Annotated in this window: 13 protein-coding genes; 9 read left to right on the forward strand and 4 right to left on the reverse strand. The window is 51.7% G+C overall.

What is annotated here, in order from left to right; all coding sequences use genetic code 11:
- Positions 1 to 99 precede the first annotated feature (99 nt).
- Positions 100 to 3,123, forward strand: a complete 3,024-nt coding sequence (gene pruA, locus AC5JO6_RS08185) for an L-glutamate gamma-semialdehyde dehydrogenase (protein ID WP_496080566.1) — start codon at positions 100 to 102, stop codon at positions 3,121 to 3,123.
- A 423-nt stretch (positions 3,124 to 3,546) separates the two neighbouring features.
- Here pruA and AC5JO6_RS08190 read toward each other — a convergent pair whose 3' ends face one another.
- Positions 3,547 to 5,457 (reverse strand): DUF3685 domain-containing protein, encoded by a 1,911-nt coding sequence (locus tag AC5JO6_RS08190; RefSeq protein WP_496080567.1) that lies wholly within the window; start codon positions 5,455 to 5,457, stop codon positions 3,547 to 3,549.
- A gap of 310 nt (positions 5,458 to 5,767) precedes the next feature.
- Positions 5,768 to 7,810, reverse strand: a complete 2,043-nt coding sequence (locus AC5JO6_RS08195) for a hypothetical protein (RefSeq protein WP_496080568.1) — start codon at positions 7,808 to 7,810, stop codon at positions 5,768 to 5,770.
- A gap of 357 nt (positions 7,811 to 8,167) precedes the next feature.
- Here AC5JO6_RS08195 and AC5JO6_RS08200 point away from each other — a divergent pair, with 357 nt between their 5' ends.
- A complete protein-coding gene (locus AC5JO6_RS08200; RefSeq protein WP_496080569.1) occupies positions 8,168 to 11,710 on the forward strand; it encodes a PAS domain S-box protein in 3,543 nt (1,180 codons plus the stop codon).
- A gap of 22 nt (positions 11,711 to 11,732) precedes the next feature.
- Complete coding sequence (locus tag AC5JO6_RS08205; protein ID WP_496080570.1) at positions 11,733 to 12,872, forward strand: hybrid sensor histidine kinase/response regulator; 1,140 nt, start codon at positions 11,733 to 11,735, stop codon at positions 12,870 to 12,872.
- Positions 12,873 to 13,010: 138 nt separating this feature from the next.
- Here AC5JO6_RS08205 and AC5JO6_RS08210 read toward each other — a convergent pair whose 3' ends face one another.
- Positions 13,011 to 13,457: a Fur family transcriptional regulator gene (locus AC5JO6_RS08210; protein ID WP_496080571.1), complete on the reverse strand. Its 447-nt coding sequence runs from the start codon at positions 13,455 to 13,457 to the stop codon at positions 13,011 to 13,013.
- A 490-nt stretch (positions 13,458 to 13,947) separates the two neighbouring features.
- Here AC5JO6_RS08210 and AC5JO6_RS08215 point away from each other — a divergent pair, with 490 nt between their 5' ends.
- Both AC5JO6_RS08215 and AC5JO6_RS08220 read left to right on the forward strand, forming a co-directional pair.
- Complete coding sequence (locus AC5JO6_RS08215; protein ID WP_496080572.1) at positions 13,948 to 14,562, forward strand: thylakoid membrane photosystem I accumulation factor; 615 nt, start codon at positions 13,948 to 13,950, stop codon at positions 14,560 to 14,562.
- Between the two features lie 68 nt (positions 14,563 to 14,630).
- Positions 14,631 to 15,113, forward strand: coding sequence for a DUF1643 domain-containing protein (locus AC5JO6_RS08220; RefSeq protein ID WP_496080573.1), 483 nt, complete (start codon positions 14,631 to 14,633; stop codon positions 15,111 to 15,113).
- 190 nt (positions 15,114 to 15,303) lie between these two features.
- Here AC5JO6_RS08220 and AC5JO6_RS08225 read toward each other — a convergent pair whose 3' ends face one another.
- A complete protein-coding gene (locus AC5JO6_RS08225; RefSeq protein ID WP_496080574.1) occupies positions 15,304 to 17,127 on the reverse strand; it encodes a DUF3352 domain-containing protein in 1,824 nt (607 codons plus the stop codon).
- On the opposite strand from AC5JO6_RS08225, the gene AC5JO6_RS08230 reads away from it, so the two are divergent.
- The 4 genes from AC5JO6_RS08230 (at position 17,126) to AC5JO6_RS08245 (ending at position 19,890) form a co-directional block, all read left to right on the forward strand.
- A complete protein-coding gene (locus tag AC5JO6_RS08230; RefSeq protein WP_496080575.1) occupies positions 17,126 to 17,359 on the forward strand; it encodes a hypothetical protein in 234 nt (77 codons plus the stop codon). The genes AC5JO6_RS08225 and AC5JO6_RS08230 overlap by 2 nt on opposite strands.
- A 177-nt stretch (positions 17,360 to 17,536) precedes the next feature.
- Entirely contained in the window at positions 17,537 to 17,890 is a 354-nt protein-coding gene (locus AC5JO6_RS08235) for a rhodanese-like domain-containing protein (protein ID WP_496080603.1), read from the forward strand.
- Between the two features lie 224 nt (positions 17,891 to 18,114).
- On the forward strand, positions 18,115 to 19,197 hold the full coding sequence (hrcA, locus tag AC5JO6_RS08240) for a heat-inducible transcriptional repressor HrcA (RefSeq protein ID WP_496080576.1): 1,083 nt from the start codon (positions 18,115 to 18,117) through the stop codon (positions 19,195 to 19,197).
- Positions 19,198 to 19,389: 192 nt separating this feature from the next.
- Complete coding sequence (locus AC5JO6_RS08245; RefSeq protein ID WP_496080577.1) at positions 19,390 to 19,890, forward strand: pentapeptide repeat-containing protein; 501 nt, start codon at positions 19,390 to 19,392, stop codon at positions 19,888 to 19,890.
- Positions 19,891 to 19,985 lie beyond the last annotated feature (95 nt).

The raw sequence follows: 19,985 nt of genomic DNA on the forward strand, positions 1-19,985 counted from the left end.
ATAGACAAGTTCTATAGGCTGAATCCTCTCGCCGCTAGACCGTTTGCAGCATTCGGTCGCACGGAACGATCGCCTGCATTTAACTAGGAGCCAACGGCTGTGGTCGCACAAGTGTCTGCCAATCTCTACGAAGCCCAAACTCAGGCGATCGCCCGTCAGCTTCTCAGCGCTACCCGCGAAAATCGCTCGTTCTTTGCTCAAATGCGCGACCAGATGCGCTGGGATGACAAGCTACTTGCCTGGACGATGGGCAATCCAGGCTTGCGGGTGCAGTTGTTTCGCTTCATCGACTGCCTGCCCTCACTCCGCAGCAAACCCGAAATTGCCCGTCATCTTCAGGAATATCTGGGTGATGCGACCGTCGAGCTACCCAGTGCTTTGAAAGGAATGCTCAATTTCGCCAACCCCGATTCTGTACCCGGACAGTTGGCGGCAACGACTATTTCTACTGCTGTTGAAACGCTGGCACATAAGTACATTGCAGGTGAAACCATTCAGCAAGTGCTGAAGACGATCGAGCGTCTGCGCAAGGACAAAATGACCTTCACCGTTGACCTGTTGGGCGAAGCAGTCATCACCGAGGCTGAAGCGCAATCGTATTTCGATCGCTACCTGGAATTGATGGCGCAACTCACCACTGCTGCCAAAAACTGGTCAAAGGTGCCACAGATTGATCAGGCAGACGGTGAAGCATTGTCCAAAGCGCAAGTTTCTGTCAAACTCACTGCCTTCTATTCTCAATTTGATCCCTTGGACGTTGAGGGCAGTCGCGATCGAGTCAGCCACTCCATCCGACTGCTGCTGCGTCGGGCGAAAGAACTTGGTGCGGCTGTCCACTTTGATATGGAGCAATACACCTACAAAGACTCAACGCTGGCGATCTTGAAAGATCTGCTGCTAGAAGACGAGTTTCGTACCCGTACCGATGTGGGTGTAACGCTACAGGCATATCTGCGCGACAGCGAGCGCGACTTGACCGAATTGATCGCTTGGGCAAAACAGCGCGGTACGCCTCTCACCGCCCGTCTAGTGAAAGGTGCCTACTGGGATCAAGAAACGATCAAAGCCGCGCAAAAAGATTGGCAGCAGCCTGTTTTCAACGATAAAGCTTCGACTGACGCGAACTTTGAAACGATGACGCGCCTGTTGCTAGAGAACCACGAGCATCTCTACGGCGCGATCGGTAGCCACAACGTTCGCTCTCAGGCATACGCGATCGCGATCGCTGAAACGCTCCAAATTCCGCCCCGTCGCTTTGAACTCCAGGTGCTGTATGGCATGGCGGATAAGCTGGCAAAAGCGATCGTCGATAAAGGCTACCGTGTGCGAGTCTACTGTCCCTATGGTGAACTCATTCCGGGTATGTCTTACCTCATTCGTCGCCTGCTGGAGAATACTGCTAATAGCTCGTTTTTACGCCAAAATCTGGAAGAGCGACCGATCGAAGAATTGTTAGCAGTTCCAGGGAGTCAGGAGGGAGAAGGCAGAGGGCAGGAGGCAGAAGGCAGAAGACAGAATCAAGCGACTCCACACCCCACACCCCACACCCCACACCCCTTTCAAAATGCTCCGGACTCTGACTATGCCAATGTTGAACAGCGCGATCGTGCCTTAGAAGCGATCGAAACTGTACGGCAACAGCTTGGCAAAACCTATCAACCGCTGATTGATGGTGAGTATGTGGCGACTGAGGTACACATTAATTCGCTGAACCCGTCGAACTTTAGCGAAACGGTGGGACAGGTTGGGCAGATTAGCGTTGAGCAAGCCGATCGTGCGATGGAGTCTGCCAAAACCGCCTTTCTGGATTGGAAGCGTACGCCCCCAACGAAACGAGCCGCCATTTTGTATACCGCTGCCGACCTGATAACGCAGCGCCGTGATGAACTCGCTGCCTGGATGGTGTTTGAGACAGGCAAGCCGTTGAATGAGGCGAATGGTGAAGTGTCAGAGGCGATCGATTTCTGCCGCTACTATGCCGATGAAATGGAGCGGCTCGATGCAGGTGTTGCCTACGATTTTCCGGGTGAAACCAATCGCTACCACTATCAACCGTTGGGCATTGTCGTCGTCATTTCACCCTGGAACTTTCCGCTGGCGATCCCAACCGGAATGACGGTTGCGGCACTGGTGGCGGGTAACTGTGTGTTGCTGAAACCTGCTGAAACGTCGAGCGTAATCATCGCCAAGCTGACCGAAATTTTGGTTGAAGCGGGCATTCCGAAGGGCGTGTTCCAGTACGTTCCCGGTAAGGGTTCCACAGTGGGAGCACATCTGGTTAAGCATCCACACACCAATATGATTACGTTCACAGGTTCTCAGGAAGTGGGCTGTCGCATTTATGCCGATGCGGCAATCCTGCAACCCGGACAGAAGCATCTGAAGCGCGTCGTCGCAGAAATGGGTGGCAAAAACGCCATCATCGTGGATGAAAGCGCCGACTTGGATCAGGCAGTACAGGGTGTAGTGCAGTCTGCCTTTGGTTACAGCGGTCAGAAATGTTCTGCCTGTTCACGGGCGATCGTGCTGGAGCCAATCTACGACCTGTTCTTGCAGCGGTTAGTCGAAGCAACCCGATCGCTCAACCTGGGACGCGCCGATCACCCCAGCACTCGTGTCGGTCCCGTCATTGATGCCGCTGCCCGCGATCGCATTCTGGAGTACATCGAAAAAGGACGACAGGAGTGTGAACTCGCCTTAGAAATGCCTTCACCGGGCGGCGGCTACTTCGTGGGTCCCGTGATCTTTCATGATGTGCCACCCACCGCCACGATCGCCCGTGAAGAAATTTTTGGTCCTGTGCTGGCAGTCATGCGGGCAAAAACCTTTACTGAGGCACTAGAGCTTGCTAACGGTACTCAATTCGCGTTGACTGGCGGACTCTACTCCCGCACCCCGTCACACATTGAGCAGGCACGTAGCGATTTTGAAGTGGGCAATTTATATATCAATCGGGGCATTACGGGGGCGATCGTGGCGCGTCAACCCTTTGGTGGCTTTAAGCTCTCCGGTGTTGGCTCCAAAGCAGGCGGACCCGATTACCTGCTGCAATTTCTGGAACCCCGTGTTGTCACCGAAAACATCCAGCGTCAGGGTTTTGCACCGATCGAAGGCGCAGAGTAGGGGTTGATTAGACAATAGCTGCTTACTTTGGGATAGCGGTCAGCGGTCAGCTACTCGATCGTTGCTAGAAGTGAATCTAAACGCTAGACATTCATAAAGTTGAGCGGTATCAAGTTAAAGTGATCGACTACTACTCATTGCCCTCAGATAGGTGGATTGCTTGACTGGAGCGATTAACTTAAGCTCTGTTGCTATTGCTTCACAAGCCTTCCGCGCCATAGCTTTAAACTATCCTCTTAGAGGCTGTTTGAAAAGTGTCTGGCGGTTAAAACCGCGACTACATCAACAAAGTCCGCCTGCGCGGACTACCTCAGCACGAGGGTTTTGGAACCTGCGTAGGCAGGTTTTGTGCGTGTAGCCGCGACTTCAGTCGCCAGAGCTACAAGCATCTGGACTTTTAAAACGTCCTCTTAGGGTACTCAACTAACGCCAGCGTTCGCTTCGCTTCGGTTTCGTATCCTGTAAGGCATTGCCAACCCCTTTGATAACGCCGCGACCAATGAGACCAATACCGCGACCAATGATTTCTGTTAGCACGTAAACAATGCCCCTGCCCAAGAACGAAACGGCGGTGCGGACACGAGGGACGATCGCATCGCGCGCTTCGAGTATCAATGTCACCAGAAACGGCAGCCCAGATAGTTCAGTTAGCTCATCGTTGCGAGGCGCATAAATAGTTGTTTTGCTGATGCCATTTTCCGTGAGAGTCAGCAAACTATAGTGGCTTTCAAAAATGGCGGTGGGTTCTGCAAACACGCGCTGAGTGCGATATTTCCAGGACAAATCGTTGCGAAAACGCTCAATTTCACGGTTGGAAAGCAACCGTTTATCGTAAAACGTTTGTTTGATAGCAGTGACGCTACCAAACCGATTGAGTAGGGGCTGCATGACTGCATTCGCTATCTGAATCATCACATTTTGTAGCAGCAATTCTATTCGTGTTCTAGCTTCCACGGTGCCAACTGCATAGGTAGCCTCTTCAATCGTTAATGGTGTTTGAAAAAGCAAATGAGACAAAAATTCTGGAAACAACGGAATTTTAGCAAGCATTTCTGCCTCGACAATCGCTACATCTTGCAGCAAAACAGCGACAACCTCGATCGGCTGCGTATCAACCTGCACTGTATAGTATTTACCAAAAAAATCTGTGACGCTTGCCTGCCATAGATCGTGTAAAATCGCGCTACGTTTCGTTTCAAACTGATCGGGTAACAGGTGCGATCGCAACGCAGCCAAAATGTCTTGCAGGTTTCGCAGCACAATATGCAGCAGTTCTCGCTTTTTTGCATCCTTTAAGATGTCGATTTCGAGTGCAGTTGCGGTGAGGTTTTGCAGATTCCCTTGCAGTTTAGTGAACGTTATCTGAAAAAGCGCCGATTGTGGCGATTGAATGCTGTCCGCGATCGTCTCTGTTAACGCAGATGGACTCTTGTTTGAGGTTGCCTCTGAAGCTGCTTCAGCCGCAAGCGACGGCGTTGCTTGACGATCAACATTCAGTGTCTGTCTTGTTTCAATTTGCTCTAGCACATCTGAAGCGGGTAGCAAGCGATTGACCAGCCAACGAGCTGTATAGAGTTCGCGGCGTTGTCCTGCCAAAATTAACCGATCGAGGACTGACCGATCGGCTTGCAGTTCAATCTCTAATTCAGCGATCGCCTGCTCAATTTGCCCCACTCCAGACCGCCGTAGTTTCCGTCGCCATGTCAGCCAGCGTTGGTTGGATCGTGTCAAAACTGTTTCATTTGGCAAGATTCTCACTGAGGTAGCGTCAGCAGTCGATCGTCGGGTTAGTTGACTCATTGCCTGAATGCCTTCTGCCCAATACGGCTGCCCAGAGGCAACCTGGCGCATCGCCGTCACCAGTTCCGTCACGCCCGTTCCTTTTAGACAGTAGCCACCTGCACCCAACTGAAACGCCGCTGCTAGTCGCGTTAATTCTAACGTAGACCCCAACAGCAGCAGGGGAAATTGGGGAAATTGTGTTCTTAACTGCTGGCAGAGCGCTAACCCAACCCCTTGACTAGACGCTTGACCCAGATCCAGGTTGAGAATGATTAAATCAAGCGATCGTGCCGCCCTCTCATTGCCCTTGGCGTTTGGTTGATTGGCGTTTGGTTGATTGGCGTTTGGTTGATTGGCGATCGTGTCCCTTGAGGCGCACAGTTCCCACAGCAGTTGTAGCGCTTTATCAGTCGCATCAGCCTGCACGACAACCTGCAAGTCGGCAAGCGGTTCCAGGCACGCAACCAAACCCAGGCGAAACACTGGATCATCCTCAATCAGCATGACTTTGAGGACTCGATCGTGCAGACGTGTCTCACGTGAATGGCTCATGCAATCCTCCGATCGATCTAAGCTGACATGAGTTCATCCTGACAAGATACAAGGTAAAAGGCAAAGGGCGGAAGTCGGCGGTCAGCAGTTAGCGGTCAGCGGTCAGCGGTCAGCGGTCAGCGGTCAGCGGTCAAAAAACATCTCCCCCTTGCTCCCTCTACTCCTTCTGCCCCCCTTGCTCCCCTGCTTCCCCTGCCTCCCTTACTCCCTCTGCTCCCCCCTCTCATCTCCTCATCTTCCCATCCACTTACCCCCTCAACTCCCTACTCCCTACTCCCTACTCCCCACTCCCCACTCCCTACTCCCTACCTTAAGGCGGCGGCAATTCCGGTGATAGCGTCGGTGCATTCACTGGAGGCACATAAGCGGGTTCTGGCTCTGGTGTATAAAGTTCTGGTCTGTAGGGTTCTGGGCTAGACGGCTGTTCATAGCGAGGTGAAGAGCGGCGGGATTTCAGGCGCTGATCGCGTTGGGCAGACCAGCGATCGATCGCTTGTTGAGCTTCACCATACAGCGATCGTGCCAAACCGATTCTAGATGCAAGGTCGATCGCAGCAGTGAGCCTACCCCGGTCTGCCAGCGCTCTGGCTTCATCAAGTAACGACTGGTCTTCGGCAAGTTGAATTTGGGCAGTCCAGGTGCCAATTGAGGCTTGAGCATCTTTGTATAGTGCCCGACCCGCACGAATTTTGGTCGCTGTTTGAATGGCTTCTTTCAGCTTTTTCTCTTTGGCAAGCGCCTGTGCCCGGTTCAGCAACGGTTGATCTTCAATGGTTTGGATCTGGCGTGTCCACTTGGCGATCGCGCTTTGAGCCTCCAGCCGTAGTGCTCGACCAGGGGCAATTTGCCGTGCCTGAGCGATCGCGGCAGTCAGCTTGGGAGGCGTGCCTGTTGCTGCCAACTGCCTTGCCTGCATGAGATACGGGCGGTCTTCAAGCTGCTGAATTTCTTTGCGCCATTGAGCAATCAGCGTTTGAGCATAGAGCCGCTGAGGACGATCGGGCGTTACGGCTTGCATCAGGGCGATCGCTCCCTGAAGCGTTGAAATCTGCTTGAGTTTGGCGACAGATGTTGCCATTTTGATCTGAATTAAATCCTGCGACTGCTGCTCTAGTCGGGAAAGGAGCGGTTTTGCTGGTGGATAAAGGGGGCTATCTGCCCGAATTTGTCGTACCTGCGCCAGGGCGACCCAGAGTTGTCCAAACTGCTCCTCTACCGATTTGTTTAGCAGACGGTTGGCGGCGAGCGGTTGGGCACGACTGAACCACACCAAATCGCGGACTACTGCTGGTAACGGCAGACTGAGTGGCAGTCCCTGAGCAGTCGCGATCGCGCCAGCCAGATCAGCTTGCCCTAACTGCGCCGTCAGACGATTGAGCAGCAATTGCCCCCAGGTTTGCACATCGTTCTGTGCCTCAATATGGGCATAGGTACGGGCACCAACCTGCTCCGCCAGCGCGATCGCACGTCCGATCATAACTACATTTTCAGGGGCACTCTCCGCCACCTGACGCGCCTGCTGAAGCGTTTGACGAGCGGCACGTTCGGCGACCAACTGCTGCCGTAAACGACTGAGGTTTTGCTGCGCGTACTTATCATCTAGACTTGCAAGCGCCTGAATTTTCGTTGCCGCCGTCTGCCAGTCTTGTTGCTTCAGAGCGGTTTGGATCACGGCATCGATCGCCTGTCCACGATTGGCACCTTTTTGCCAAGCCAGCAGTACCGTCTGCACCTCGGCATGAATTGGACTGTTAGCCGGAATCTTTTTTGCCAGAGCGATCGCGCCTGTCAAATCACCCTGATCTGCTTTGATCTGGGCGATCGTTAAAAGGGATTTCGACCATTCCTTAATAGCCCGGTTCGCACGAATGTAGAGGGGATGGTCAGGCGACCAATGTTTGACCAGCGTCAGCCCTGCCAGCAGCGATTCGACCTTGCCCGATCGAGCTGTTTGCTCAGCGCAGTAAAGTTTGTCGGTATCGGCAGAAGAAGGGAGCAGCTTCTGGCAGTTGGCTACAGGCGGCAGTGTTGTCAGCCAGAGAAACGCTGCCACACCCGTACCGCCACAAAATGCCAGGAGACAGAACCAAACCAACGGTGCCGCCAAAAACCGTAAGCCTCGTGTGATCTGAGCAGACAAACGACTATGACGCAGCGGCATGATGGTGTTAGACCCATTCTGAACGCGATCGCCACTCATCCTTCCACTAGCGTTAGTTTCTGCCACCGTGGGCACTTGCTTCACAGCTACCTTTGAAACAGAGCCATCTGTAACGTTCGATCGCCTTGCCGTCTGTTGAAAGCGAGACTTAAACGCTTGTACCCGCGATCGATCAACCGATTTTCCTGCCATAACACCCGCTTCCGCACGATACAAACTTAGCGGTTAGCTCAGCACCCCTACTGGAACTAACAATCTCACTGCTCAAACAACCATTGATTGTTGCGATCGCCCAGGGAGCTTTCAGACTTTCCCCTTCTCAATGGGAGCTAGGGAGGATCGAAGCTCCAAGTGCGTAAGTCCTGATTCAGTCTCATCAGTCAATTCATGCGTCCTCAAAGCCAACACCACAGAGCTGCGATCGACGTGCGGCTCTGTGGCACTGTGCCGATATTGTATTAGCTTCGACCTGTTTTGCAGCGATCAGGCAAAAATCTTGTACAGATTTGCCACAATTGAATCGATCGTCCGCTCCTGGAAATTTTTGCTATGCGCGATTCTGCTGACTCAACCGTTTTGAGCCGTCAACTGCAAGCCACATTGAGCAACATGGCATTCGCACTCAGTTGGGTCAATGAGTCGATCGTCTGGACAAATGGTGAGGGGAGGATTCAGTGGTGCAATGCCGCCTTTGAGCGCCTCGTCAACCAAACCGCCACGACATTAGCAGAGCAACGGCTGACTCAGCTACTGCCTCTGACACATCAGGGAGAACCGTTGCCACTGTCACAGCATCCAGTGAATTGGGGTTTGGCAACCAAGCAGCGCTGCGAAGGGGAGTATGGCTTCCGCAGGCACGATCGCAATTTTGCCCTTGCCATTACCGTCGCACCGTTACCAGATGCAGAAGCCAATTTGCCTGAAGCCAATTTGCCTGAAGATCATTTGCTTGAAGTTAATTTGCCTGAGGAGAATGGCGTGATGCTAGTCATTCGGGATGTTTCAGCCTCGGTGCAACCGCGATCGCCGCAAAGCCTTAACCCAGAACCAGAAGCAGCGGTGCGCGTCAGCAGGGCTGCCATGCATGAGCCTAATGAACATGCGCCTAATGAATGGGTGACACATATTCTCGAAAGCATTACCGATGCGTTTTACACCCTGGATGAAAACTGGTGCTTTACCTATCTCAATCACCAGGCTGAGCAGTTACTCCAGCGATCGCGGGCAGACTTACTGGGCAACAACGTCTGGGAACGCTTTCCCGAAGCAGTCGGCTCCATTTTTGATAGCGAATATCGTCGAGCCGTTGAAGCACAGTGCAGTACAGCCTTTGAATCGTTTTACACGCCTCTCAACGCCTGGCTTGAGGTGCGCGTCTATCCCCTTGCTAACGGGCTTGCAGTCTACTTTCAAGACATCACCAAACGGAAAGGCATCGAAGCCAATTTACGTGAGAGCGAACAACGATTCCGCAGCGTGTTTGACACGACAGCAGTAGGGATGACGGTTACATTGCCCGACGGTGTGCTCTTGCAGGTCAATGCTGCGTTGTGTCAAATGCTGGGCTATACCCAAACCGAACTTCTAAGCAAAACCTGTCAACAACTGATCCATCCCGATGATTTTGAGTCTGGGCAGGCACCACTGCAACAGCTCCTGTCAGGAGAACTCACCGCGTACAATGTAGAGCGGCGCTACTTTCATCAACAGGGGCATCTCGTTTGGGGCTTGTTGAGTGTTTCAGCCGTGCGCGATGAGCAGGAAAACGTCCTTTGCGTGGTGTATCAGGTTCAGGACATTACCGATCGCAAGCAGGCAGAAGCCGCCCTGAGCGACAGCGAAACCCGGCTCAGACTGGCACTCAAAGCGGCGCAAATGAGCAACTGGGACTGGGACATCCAAACTGATATAGCGATTTATGCTGGCAGCCTGAGCGCCGACTTTGAGATCGCTTCACCGATCCATACCAATGCCTATGCATCCTTTTTAGATGACGTTCACCCAGACGATCGCGCCTTTGTGAAACAAGCATTAGCGCTTGCTCTGGAGGGGGCAGAGTACAATATTGAATTTCGCGTCCATTGGGCAGGCGGGGCGCAGCACTGGGTTTGCAGTCAGGGTCAAGTGTACTTTGATCAGCAGGGTCGCCCTATCCGTATGCTCGGCGTTGCCAGGAACATTACTAAACGTAAACAGGCAGAACTGGCGCTCCAAACCCTCAACCAGGAACTTGAAGCACGTGTGCAGCAGCGTACCGCTCAGCTTGAAGCATTAAATCAACAGTTACGGGCTGAGATCGCCGCTCACGAAGAAACCGAAACCGCGTTACGCAAGAGTGAAGAGCAGTTTCGCGCCATCTTTGATAACGCACCGATCGCCATTAGCCTTGCCGATGCTGATACCTACCACGTTCTCAAAGTCAATCAGGCTCATCGTGCCCTGTTAGGCTACAGCGATACCGACCTTGCCGCAATGACCTATGTTGACTTCACCCATCCTGATGATGTTAACCAAAACCTTGACCTGAGCAAACAATTGCGAGATGGAACCATCTCACGGTTTCAAATCGAAAAACGGTTTCGGAAGAAGAATGGGGCTTGGCTTTGGACAACCCTGACTGTGGCTCTTATTTGCGATCCAAATGGTCATACTTACAGCCTGGGCATGATTGAAGACATCACCGATCGCAAGCGAGCAGAAGAAGCCTTGCGTGCAAGTCAGCAGTTACTGCAACGGGTCATTGATACCGTTCCCACTGCTATTTTCTGGAAAGACAAAAACTTTAACTATCTCGGTTGCAACTATCAGTTTGCGATCGATGCAGGCTTAACTGCGCCAAACGACATCATCGGTAAAAATGATTTTGAACTGCCCTGGGCTGTTCATGCAGAACGTTGTCAGGTAGAAGATCGACAGATCATCACATCTAATCAGTCTCAACTCGCCATTGAAGAGACGCTGGTCAAGGCAGGGCAAGAGCAATGCTGGATTACAAGAAGCAAAGTGCCGCTACACGATCAAGATGGTGCTGTCGTCGGCGTTTTGGGTACTTATGACGATATCACAGAGCGTAAACAAGCAGAAAAGGCACTCCGGCTCACTCAGTTTTCAATTGATCGGGCGGCTGATCCCATCTGGTGGGTGGAGCCGGATGGCTCAATCTATTATGTCAATGACGCTGCCTGCCGCGATCTGGGCTACCCTCGTGAAGCGATCATCGGTATGCGGGTTTCTGATTTGAATCCAGACTTACCCATAACGGCTTGGGAAGAACACTGGCAAGCGATCAAGGCGAAAGGTTCGTCTACGTTTGAGGCACGCATCAAAGCCAAAGATGGCACAATTTTTTTGACTGAGGTGACGGCTAATTATATTAAGTTGAGCAATAAAGAGTATCACTGTAGCTTTGTGCGGAATATTACCGATCGCAAACAAGCGGAAAACCAACTCAAAGCGTCCTTGCAAGAGAAGGAAATTCTTCTAAAAGAGGTGCATCATCGCGTTAAAAACAACTTGCAAACGGTGTCTAGCTTACTTAATTTGCAAGCAAATGCCATTCGCGATCCAGCCATACTGTCACTCTTTAAAGATAGCCAAAATCGCATCAAGGCAATGGCACTGCTCCACGAAAAACTCTATCAATCTGACAGTTTAGCCAAAATCGACTTTCATGACTATGTGCATAGTTTAGTCGCAAATTTGCTTCGCTCTTACAGCGTTGATGCCACAAAGATAAAGCTGAAGCTTGAAATTTCTGAAGTCAACCTGTCTGTAGATGCCGTCATTCCATGCGGTTTTATGATTAATGAATTGGTCACTAATGCGTTGAAGTATGCGTTTCCGAACGATCGCGCTGGTGAGCTTCAAATCTGCTTTTCGTTGCGAGAAGATAATCAGTGCTTGTTGGTCATTGCTGATAACGGTGTCGGCATTCCAGAGTCAATTGTTTGGTCTCAGACTAACAATCTACCGAATCTAAACTCACTAGGACTCCAGCTTGTGAATGCCTTTTTGCATCAGTTGCGTGGCACCTTAGTGCTCGATCGCACCTGTGGCAGTAGATTTGAGCTTTCTTTTCCAAAACCAGCCTAAACAACGATGAATGTGAAAAACGATGAGCGCTAAAATTCTTGTTGTAGAAGACGAACCTGTCATTGCGTTAGATATTCAACGACAGTTGCTTCAACTGGGTTATACAGTAGTGGCGATCGCCGACTGTGCCGAACTAGCGCTAGATGCAGTCGATCGCTGGCATCCCGATCTCGCCTTGATGGATATCCGCCTCCGAGGCAATAGAACGGGCATTGAAACAGCGGCTCAAATTCGTCAACAAAACCCAATTCCCATCGTCTTTCTGACTGCTCATGCTGATCGAGCAACAATCGAGCAGGTGAACACTACACAGCCTTATGGCTATATTGTTAAACCGTTTGAAACCCATCATCTCGTCACTGCGATCGAAGTTGCTCTTAATAAACATCAGACAGAAAAAGCAATTAAAGCAGCGCTGGAAAAGGAGAAAGCGCTCAACGATTTAAAGTCAAACTTTATTGCGATCGTGTCTCACGAATTTCGCAACCCATTGAGTTCGATTCTCTTGTCAATTGATATGCTGCAACGTTACGACAATCAACTCACACTAGCTAAAAAGAAGCTTTTTTTGCATCGAGCTAGAGAAGCCGTCGATCGCATGAAGCAGTTACTTGAAGAAGTGTTGCTTATTAGCGCGGCTGAGGCGGGCGAATTGAAGTGCAATCCAGCGCCCGTTGCTTTAGCCGACTTTTGTCGTCAATTAATAGCAGACTTTCAGCATGATAACACTCAGCATGACAACACAATGATCGCCACTCAACACGCGATCGTCTTTACTCAAACGGAAACGGCGATACAAAAAACGTGTGACCTTGATGAAAAACTACTGCGCCACATTCTGACCAATCTACTTTCAAATGCGCTTAAATACTCGCCGCACGGTGGCAAAGTGCAGCTTGAGCTAATCTCTACAGCCGATACCGTCACGTTTCAGGTGCAAGACTGCGGCATCGGCATTCCCCAAGGCGACATTGAGCGCTTGTTCGATCGCTTTCATCGTGGCAGCAATGCCCAAACTATTCCTGGTACTGGCTTAGGGTTATCGATCGTCAAGCAGTGCGTCGATCTTCATGGTGGCGACATCACGGTACAGAGCGCTGTTGATGTGGGCACAACGTTCACGGTCAATCTCCCCATCAACAGCACCATTTGCTCCCAATGAAATGACTGCTTTATTGACAGACGAGCGAGGTTAGCACCGCTTTACAGCCGTTTTCATTTGCATTCACCACACCCTACCCCCCACACCCGTATTCACAAGACTATGGCTTACCCAATCAGTAACCGATGGAAGTCGCCGTTACTGCTCTTGTACGTTGCGATAGCCGTAGAAATCAATGTGATAATCTGTGATGCGAACGCCCGTTTGTTGCTCAATTTGCTGCAGCAACTCGATCGGCAATTCAATGTGAACGTCTAAAATCTGATCGGTGTCGAGACAGTTTACATGGCTGTGCGAATCACTGATATTGCCGTAAAGCCGCCCATCCGATCGCTCAACACATTCAATAATGCCATGTTCAGACAGCGCTTCAAGGTTTTGGTAAACCGATGTGTGCCCAATTTCCTTGCCCTGACGGTTGAGACGGTTGTAGATTTCTCTGGCAGCTAAATGTTCTTTTTCTTGCCACAGCAACTCAAGAATAAACCGCCGTTGACGGCTCAACCGCATCCCTAATGTCTGACAGCGATCTAGAGCATCTTCAAGCGATCGAATTGGTTTTATCGTGGCTACATCATTCTGCATAGTGAACGCTCTCGACTCGTGTGTATGACCTAGCTGCCTACATCGTGCCAGCTTTTGATATGACCAAAAACTGGTTTGCCAGAGTGCCAAAATCCAAAGCCAGAGACCCACTCAAGACCCAAAAAACAGCTTGAGAAACTAACAGCAATGACTCGCAAAACTCCGTTCCCAGAAACTTACTCAGGATAGTATCCGTAGGCATTCCTACATACAGTTGTATCACACGCTAACATAAACTCGCTACAACTTTGCTTTAGTTTTGGGAGCAAGGGGAGTAGAGGGAGCAAGGGGAGTAGAGGGAGCAAGGGGGGCAGGGGGAGTAGAGGGAGCAAGGGGGAAATGTTTTTGAGTGTTGAGCTAGACTGCCTCCTGCCCTCTGCCTTCTGCCTCCTGCTCCCTATCCCCTCACCCCTCACCTCCCGCCCCCTTCCCCTCCGTCCTCGCTTGCTAGACAATAGTGGGAGAAACGTTATCGCAGTGCCAGGGGTCTATGAGAGTTTTGCAGTTGCACTTGTCGGGTTTGGTGATCACGGGCGTGCAAACCGTCGATCGATGGCAGAAACGTTTAGGGCGATCGTGGTTGCTGTTGGTGCTGGTTGGCTGCCTTGTGCTGTGGGGAGCCTCTCCAGCGTTAGCCGGGTTGAAAGACGATCGGTATGATGGCGAAATTTTCACCCTTTACGCAGGCAATGGGTCACTGGTACCGCCGAAATTTACGCTGGCAGAAGCACTGAAGCGCGATCGACCCACGCTCTTAGTGCTTTACATTGATGACAGTAACGATTGCAAAGCATACTCAGCCGTTGTTTCTCAAGTACAAGCCTATTACGGAAAAGCGGCAGATCTGTTGCCTGTACGACTGGATGGCATTCCTCAGAAGTCTGCTTACGCTGAGACAGAGGCTGGGTACTACTACAAAGGCGTTGTGCCGCAGACAGTACTGTTCGATGCGTCTGGAAAAGTGGTGCTAAACGAAGCGGGTGTTGTACCGTTTGAGCTGCTGGATACGAAGTTCCGTGAAGTCTTTGACCTCTTGCCACGCACGGAAAGTCTCGACCTCAAGCGCCGTCAGGTGAATGAAGTGACGACTGAGATAGCAAAATGAGCTTGCAGAGGGCAGGGGGCAGAAGGCAGGGGGCAGAAGCACTTAAAACTCGAAGTTTGTCCTTAACTATGCGAACTGGTGCTGAGTTTGATCCGACTGGTCACTATCGCTATCTGCTCTGGCGATCGTGGGATCAACAAGCTGATAGGGTTGGTTTTGTGATGCTTAATCCCAGTCGAGCGGATGCGGTTGTGAATGATCCGACACTGCGTCGTTGTCTTGGGTTTGCGCGATCGTGGGGCTATGGTGCTTTAGAAGTCGTGAATCTGTTTGCCTATTGCAGTGCTGATCCAACCGCTCTCTGCCGTGTCGCTGATCCGATTGGGAGTGAGAACGATCGCTATCTGGCGGCGTTTGCTCAGCGGGTGGATCACATTATTCTGGCGTGGGGCAATGGGGGAGCGCTACGATCGCGCGATCGGGCTGTGATGACCTTATTAGATGGTCGGAAGCCTGTTTCCTGTCTGGGCATGACTAAGCTTGGACAGCCGAGACATCCTCTCTACAGCCAACGTGAAGTGCAACGCGCCGCATGGTTACCGTATGGTTGACTGTCCATAGCATCGAGAGTACTCAATTTTTGTAGCCACACCTCTCACCCTCATCCCCAACCCTTCTCCCAAAGGAGAAGGGAGCAAGAGTCAAAGTCCCTCTCACTAGGAAGAGGGCTTAAAGCCTTCGGCATACAAGAAAAGGGTGAGGGGAGTTTGCAAACCTGGGATGCGCTCCTAGCACGACTACTCATACCGTTCCTCTTAATTGAATTAACGCGCCACCACGTTGCACACCAGCCCGACTGCCATAACTGCTAAGGGTGAGCGATCGCAGGCGGCTGAAAAAGGGCTTGCCTGCCAACTCCAGCACTTTCAAGACAGGGAATTGCTGTTCTAGAACGGGTCGGCTAGTATCCCAATCGAGATAGAGGTAGCCGTTATTCGGCTTCAGCAAAGACGTAGTGGCGCGCTTAAAGGACTCATCTGCTGGGAGTGAACGATCGGCAGCGTGAAGAGCTTTGTCCATCGCAGCCACTGAAGTTGCAAAAAGTTCATAATCGCCGACAGACGCATGCACTCCTTGTACATCTGCCTGTAAGCTGAGTGGTTGCGATGAAACCTTGGGTGCAGTCGTGGTCAGGCGCGTCCAGGCTGAAACGGTGCGATCGCCAATGGTCAACGGTCCGACGTTCAAGCCCTGCTGTTTGGCAATGTCGTCGAGGTGCGCGATCGCCTGCTGATCGGCAACCGCTTGTGGACGTTGAGCAGCGAAGATCCAGTCCGGTCGCAGCATCCCATCGGCGCTTACCGTCTCTGGAGGTACCATCGCCAACGCATATTCGCCTGTTGCCCAACGAAAAACATCGTTGGGTAGGTCAAGCTGCCAGCGATCTTGCAGCACTTGCAGCGGTTGGTTAATCAGTTGAGAGGCTGTTTCATAGGGAGCAAGACCATTTGCCAGACGCTCCCAAAGGCGATCGAGGTGTGTGCCTGAAGCGGAGAGTGAGCTGCCGCTGGGCAGATATTGCAACGCTCCCACAGGTTGAGACAGCGATGGTGAAGAAGATGGCGTTTCGTCTGGTGACAGCAAGGCAGTTTCAGCTAGCAGCCCATACTGATTGAGCGCCAACCCAACCATCAACGTTTGGCTGAGTGGCAGCGCGTCGATCACCGTTACAGAACTGTCTACTGGCAGTTGTGGAGCGATCGGCAGTTCACGCCCCAATAATTTTGCGAGTTTAGGTAGATCGATCAACGTTAAGCCAACGTGAGGCTGCGTCAACGCGTCGATCGCCTGCGTAAAGCGTTTGGAGCGATCGAGGCTAAGGTCAGGAGCCTGAACGTTGTTGATTGCCTCACGCAGCACTTTAGGATGGTTGGCAAACAGGATAAAGCGATCGCCCACCGCAGCACTTGCCAGCGAAGCAATCGGTGCGGGTGCAATTGGTACTTTTGGCGCTTCTAGCTGAAGGCGGTATTTGTCGGGTTTCGATTTACGGGCAGTGGGACGATCAGGCTCAGACGCAGGGGGATTGGCAGCAATGATTCTCACACCTTTGTACTGCTCAAAGACCAAATCGCTACCCGCGATCGCCCGCTTCTGCCAGAACAGCTCCAGAAACTCCCGCGATCGCTCTGGATCGTGAGTGGCGATCGCTGCTAAATACCCTGGCTGTTGCCCATTGGCAGCATCATGATCAAAATCCAGCGCCGTTACAGCCAGCGTCATTTCGTCTCCCAGCCAGGGTTGAATGTCTCGCTTATAGTCCAGCCCTGTACTTGCCAGCAGACTTTGTTTGAGCTGGTCTAGCTCTTCCCTTACCTTACGCCGTGCCGCTGGTGGAGTTGCTGCCAGTTGAAACGTCTCTAGCTGAGCCGGGTTGAGCAACAGCGATGCCATCACAGGAGCCTGACGAGACACAAAAAGCGCAGCGCCAGGAATAGTTTTTGGGTCGCCGCTCAGCACCCGCATAGGATGACGGGCAATTAACCAGTAGAAGCCGCCAGCGCTGAGCAATAGCAGCACCAGCACAACGACTGACAAAAAAGAAAAGAACGAACGGAGCTTCATGGCATCAGATGTCCCAACAGGCAAGGGCGCAAGAATAGTCCAACCTCATTATCCTGTAGTGCGTGTATCTTCTCAGGGCGATCGTGCCAATCAGCAGTTAGTCATCAGTGAGAAGCGGTCAGCGGTCAGCGAGAAGCGGTCAGCGGTCGGCGGTCAGCGATCAGCGGTCAGCGGTCAGCGGTCAGCGATCAGCGGTCAGCGGTCAGCGGTCAGCGAGAAGCTAATTCATTAGAAGTGACCAATTCAAGTACGATCGATAACTAAATTAGACCAATACACAGTCGATGTCGCTGAACCAGGGGCTGTATGACGATCGCCCTTGCCGTAAAAGCCTTTGCAAAGCCCCCCACTCCCTACTCCCCACTCCCTACTCCCCACTCCCTACTCCCCACTCCCTACCTCATCAGCCATGCCTACTCACTACCAGCCCATCCCCCAAATCAGTGTCGCAGAGTTAGGACAGCTTCTGAAAACGCCCTCCGATGCCGTGCAGTTTGTTGATGTGCGAGAAGCGAGTGAATTAGAGCTTGCGAGACTGGAGGGATTTGAGCATCTACCGCTGAGTGAGTTTGCAACATGGTCAGGTGAGATTCAAGCGCGGCTTGACCCAGAGAAGGAAACGATCGTCCTGTGTCATCATGGGGTTAGATCAGCGCAGATGTGCCAGTGGCTACAGACTCAGGGGTTTACGCAAGTCAAGAATGTAGTCGGCGGTATTGATGCTTACGCGATCGTGGTTGACTCATCGATTCCGCAGTACTAATTGCTACACCATCCGGATGAGCTGTCTCTGTTAAAACGCAGTAAAGCTTTTTAGGTTTTGTTGCTTTTGTGCTTGGCGCATCAGAACTTAGAGCAAGAATGCTGCATCTGCTACCTTAAGTCTAAAAATCCTCAATATGATTACGATCTCGCATCTTCCTGTCTGGTGCTTCTGTCTAGAGGCATCAGCGGTTGTTCCAACCCTTTTACGATCGCGAACTTAGAATGTCCCAATCGGTCAATCTTACCAGTCGCCAACAGCAGGTGCTTCGAGCAACTATCCGCCACTATATTGCTACGGCTGAACCCGTTGGTTCCGAAGCATTGGTTAGAGACTATAACCTCAGTGTCAGTTCCGCCACCATTCGCAATGCAATGGCGGTGCTGGAGAAGGGCGGCTTGCTTTTCCAGCCGCACATATCAGCCGGGCGTATCCCTTCAGACTCTGGCTACCGCACCTATGTCGATCAGCTGATCGTGCCATCCCATGACTTAACGCAGCACGTAGCACATCTGCTCCACGATCGTCTCAATTCTGGTGATTGGAGCTTTGAAGCACTACTGCGAGGCGCTGCCCAAATTCTGGCAACGGTTAGTGGCTACATTACCCTCATCACAACGCCCCAAACCCGCACCAGCCATCTGCGCCATGTGCAGCTTGTGCCAGTTGATTCCAGTCGAATCATGTTGATTTTCGTGACAGATTCTTACGAAACGCAGTCGGCTCTAATTGAGTTGCCGTTATCGGCTGATGCGGCTGGCATTGATGCTGACTTGTTGGAGCGAGAACTGCAAATTTTGTCTAACTTCTTGAACAGTCAGTTGCGAGGACGGGCGATCGTCGAACTAGCAACGCTTGATTGGAGCGAACTCGATCGTGAATTTGAGCGCTATGCTGACCTCCTCAGAACTATTTTGGTCGAACTAACACGTCGCTCCCAACCCCCTCCTCCAGCACAAATCGTCATCAGTGGTCTGGCAGAAGTCCTGCGTCAGCCAGAATTTTCGGAACTTCAACAGGTGCAAACGATTATTCATCTTTTAGAGGAAGAACAGCACCAATTAGTGCCTCTCATTTTTGAGCGCTCAGACCTACAGCAGCCGGGTAAACGCGTCACGATTCGTATCGGGGCAGAAAATCCCTTAGAACCAATGCGCACCTGCACGCTGATTTCCTCGACTTACCACAAAGACTCTGTGCCCGTCGGCAGCGTCGGTGTGCTGGGACCTACTCGGATGGTGTATGAAAACGCGATCGCTTTGGTAGAAGCTGCGGCTGATTACCTCTCCGACGCATTGAGTTCGTAGCGACAGTCGTTTCTGCACTGGTGCAACGTTGTCTTCTGATGCTAAAGGTCTTCTAATTCAAAGAACTCTTGTAGCTGCTCTGGTCATGGTGTGTACGCCGATGAGCGATCGAAACCCTATCAAGCGACCATTCAGCATGTAATAAAAAATGTTAAGTTTGACGATGGCAAGCGGTCAAATTCAACCTTTATCATGCGTATCTTCCAGCGTCTTCTCACTTTCTTTGTGGCATTGCTTCTACTGCTTCCTCTTGCCCCTGTTTCTGCCCAAGCTGCTAGTTCAGCGGCAATCCGAGCGTATGATGATGCCGAAGGAACCGTCCAGAACTACTCAGACCAAAATTTAGCCAGAGAAGAATTTGGCAACGCCAAGCTAAAAGGCGCTAACTTTAGCGGAGCAGACTTGCAGGGCGCTGTGTTCAATAGCTCCGATCTCACCAACGCTAACTTGCATGGAGTGAATTTCAGCAACGGCATCGCCTACCTCACGACTTTGGCAGGAGCCGATCTGAGCGATGCGATCTTCACCTCTGCCATGTTGCTTAAATCTAGCTTTCGAGACGCAAACGTCACAGGGGCAGACTTTAGCTTCGCACTGCTCGATCGCACCCAGGTTTTGCAACTGTGTAAAACCGCCAGCGGCACCAATCCCATAACTGGCGTAGATACGCGTGAATCGCTAGGTTGCTCATAACCACAACCACTGGTTGCCCTTCACTCCTCTCACCTTACCCCTCACCTCACCTCTCATCCCTCACTTCACCACCGTCATAGGCTAATCTGGTGCTG

It is taken from the genome of Tildeniella sp. (assembly GCF_059505325.1).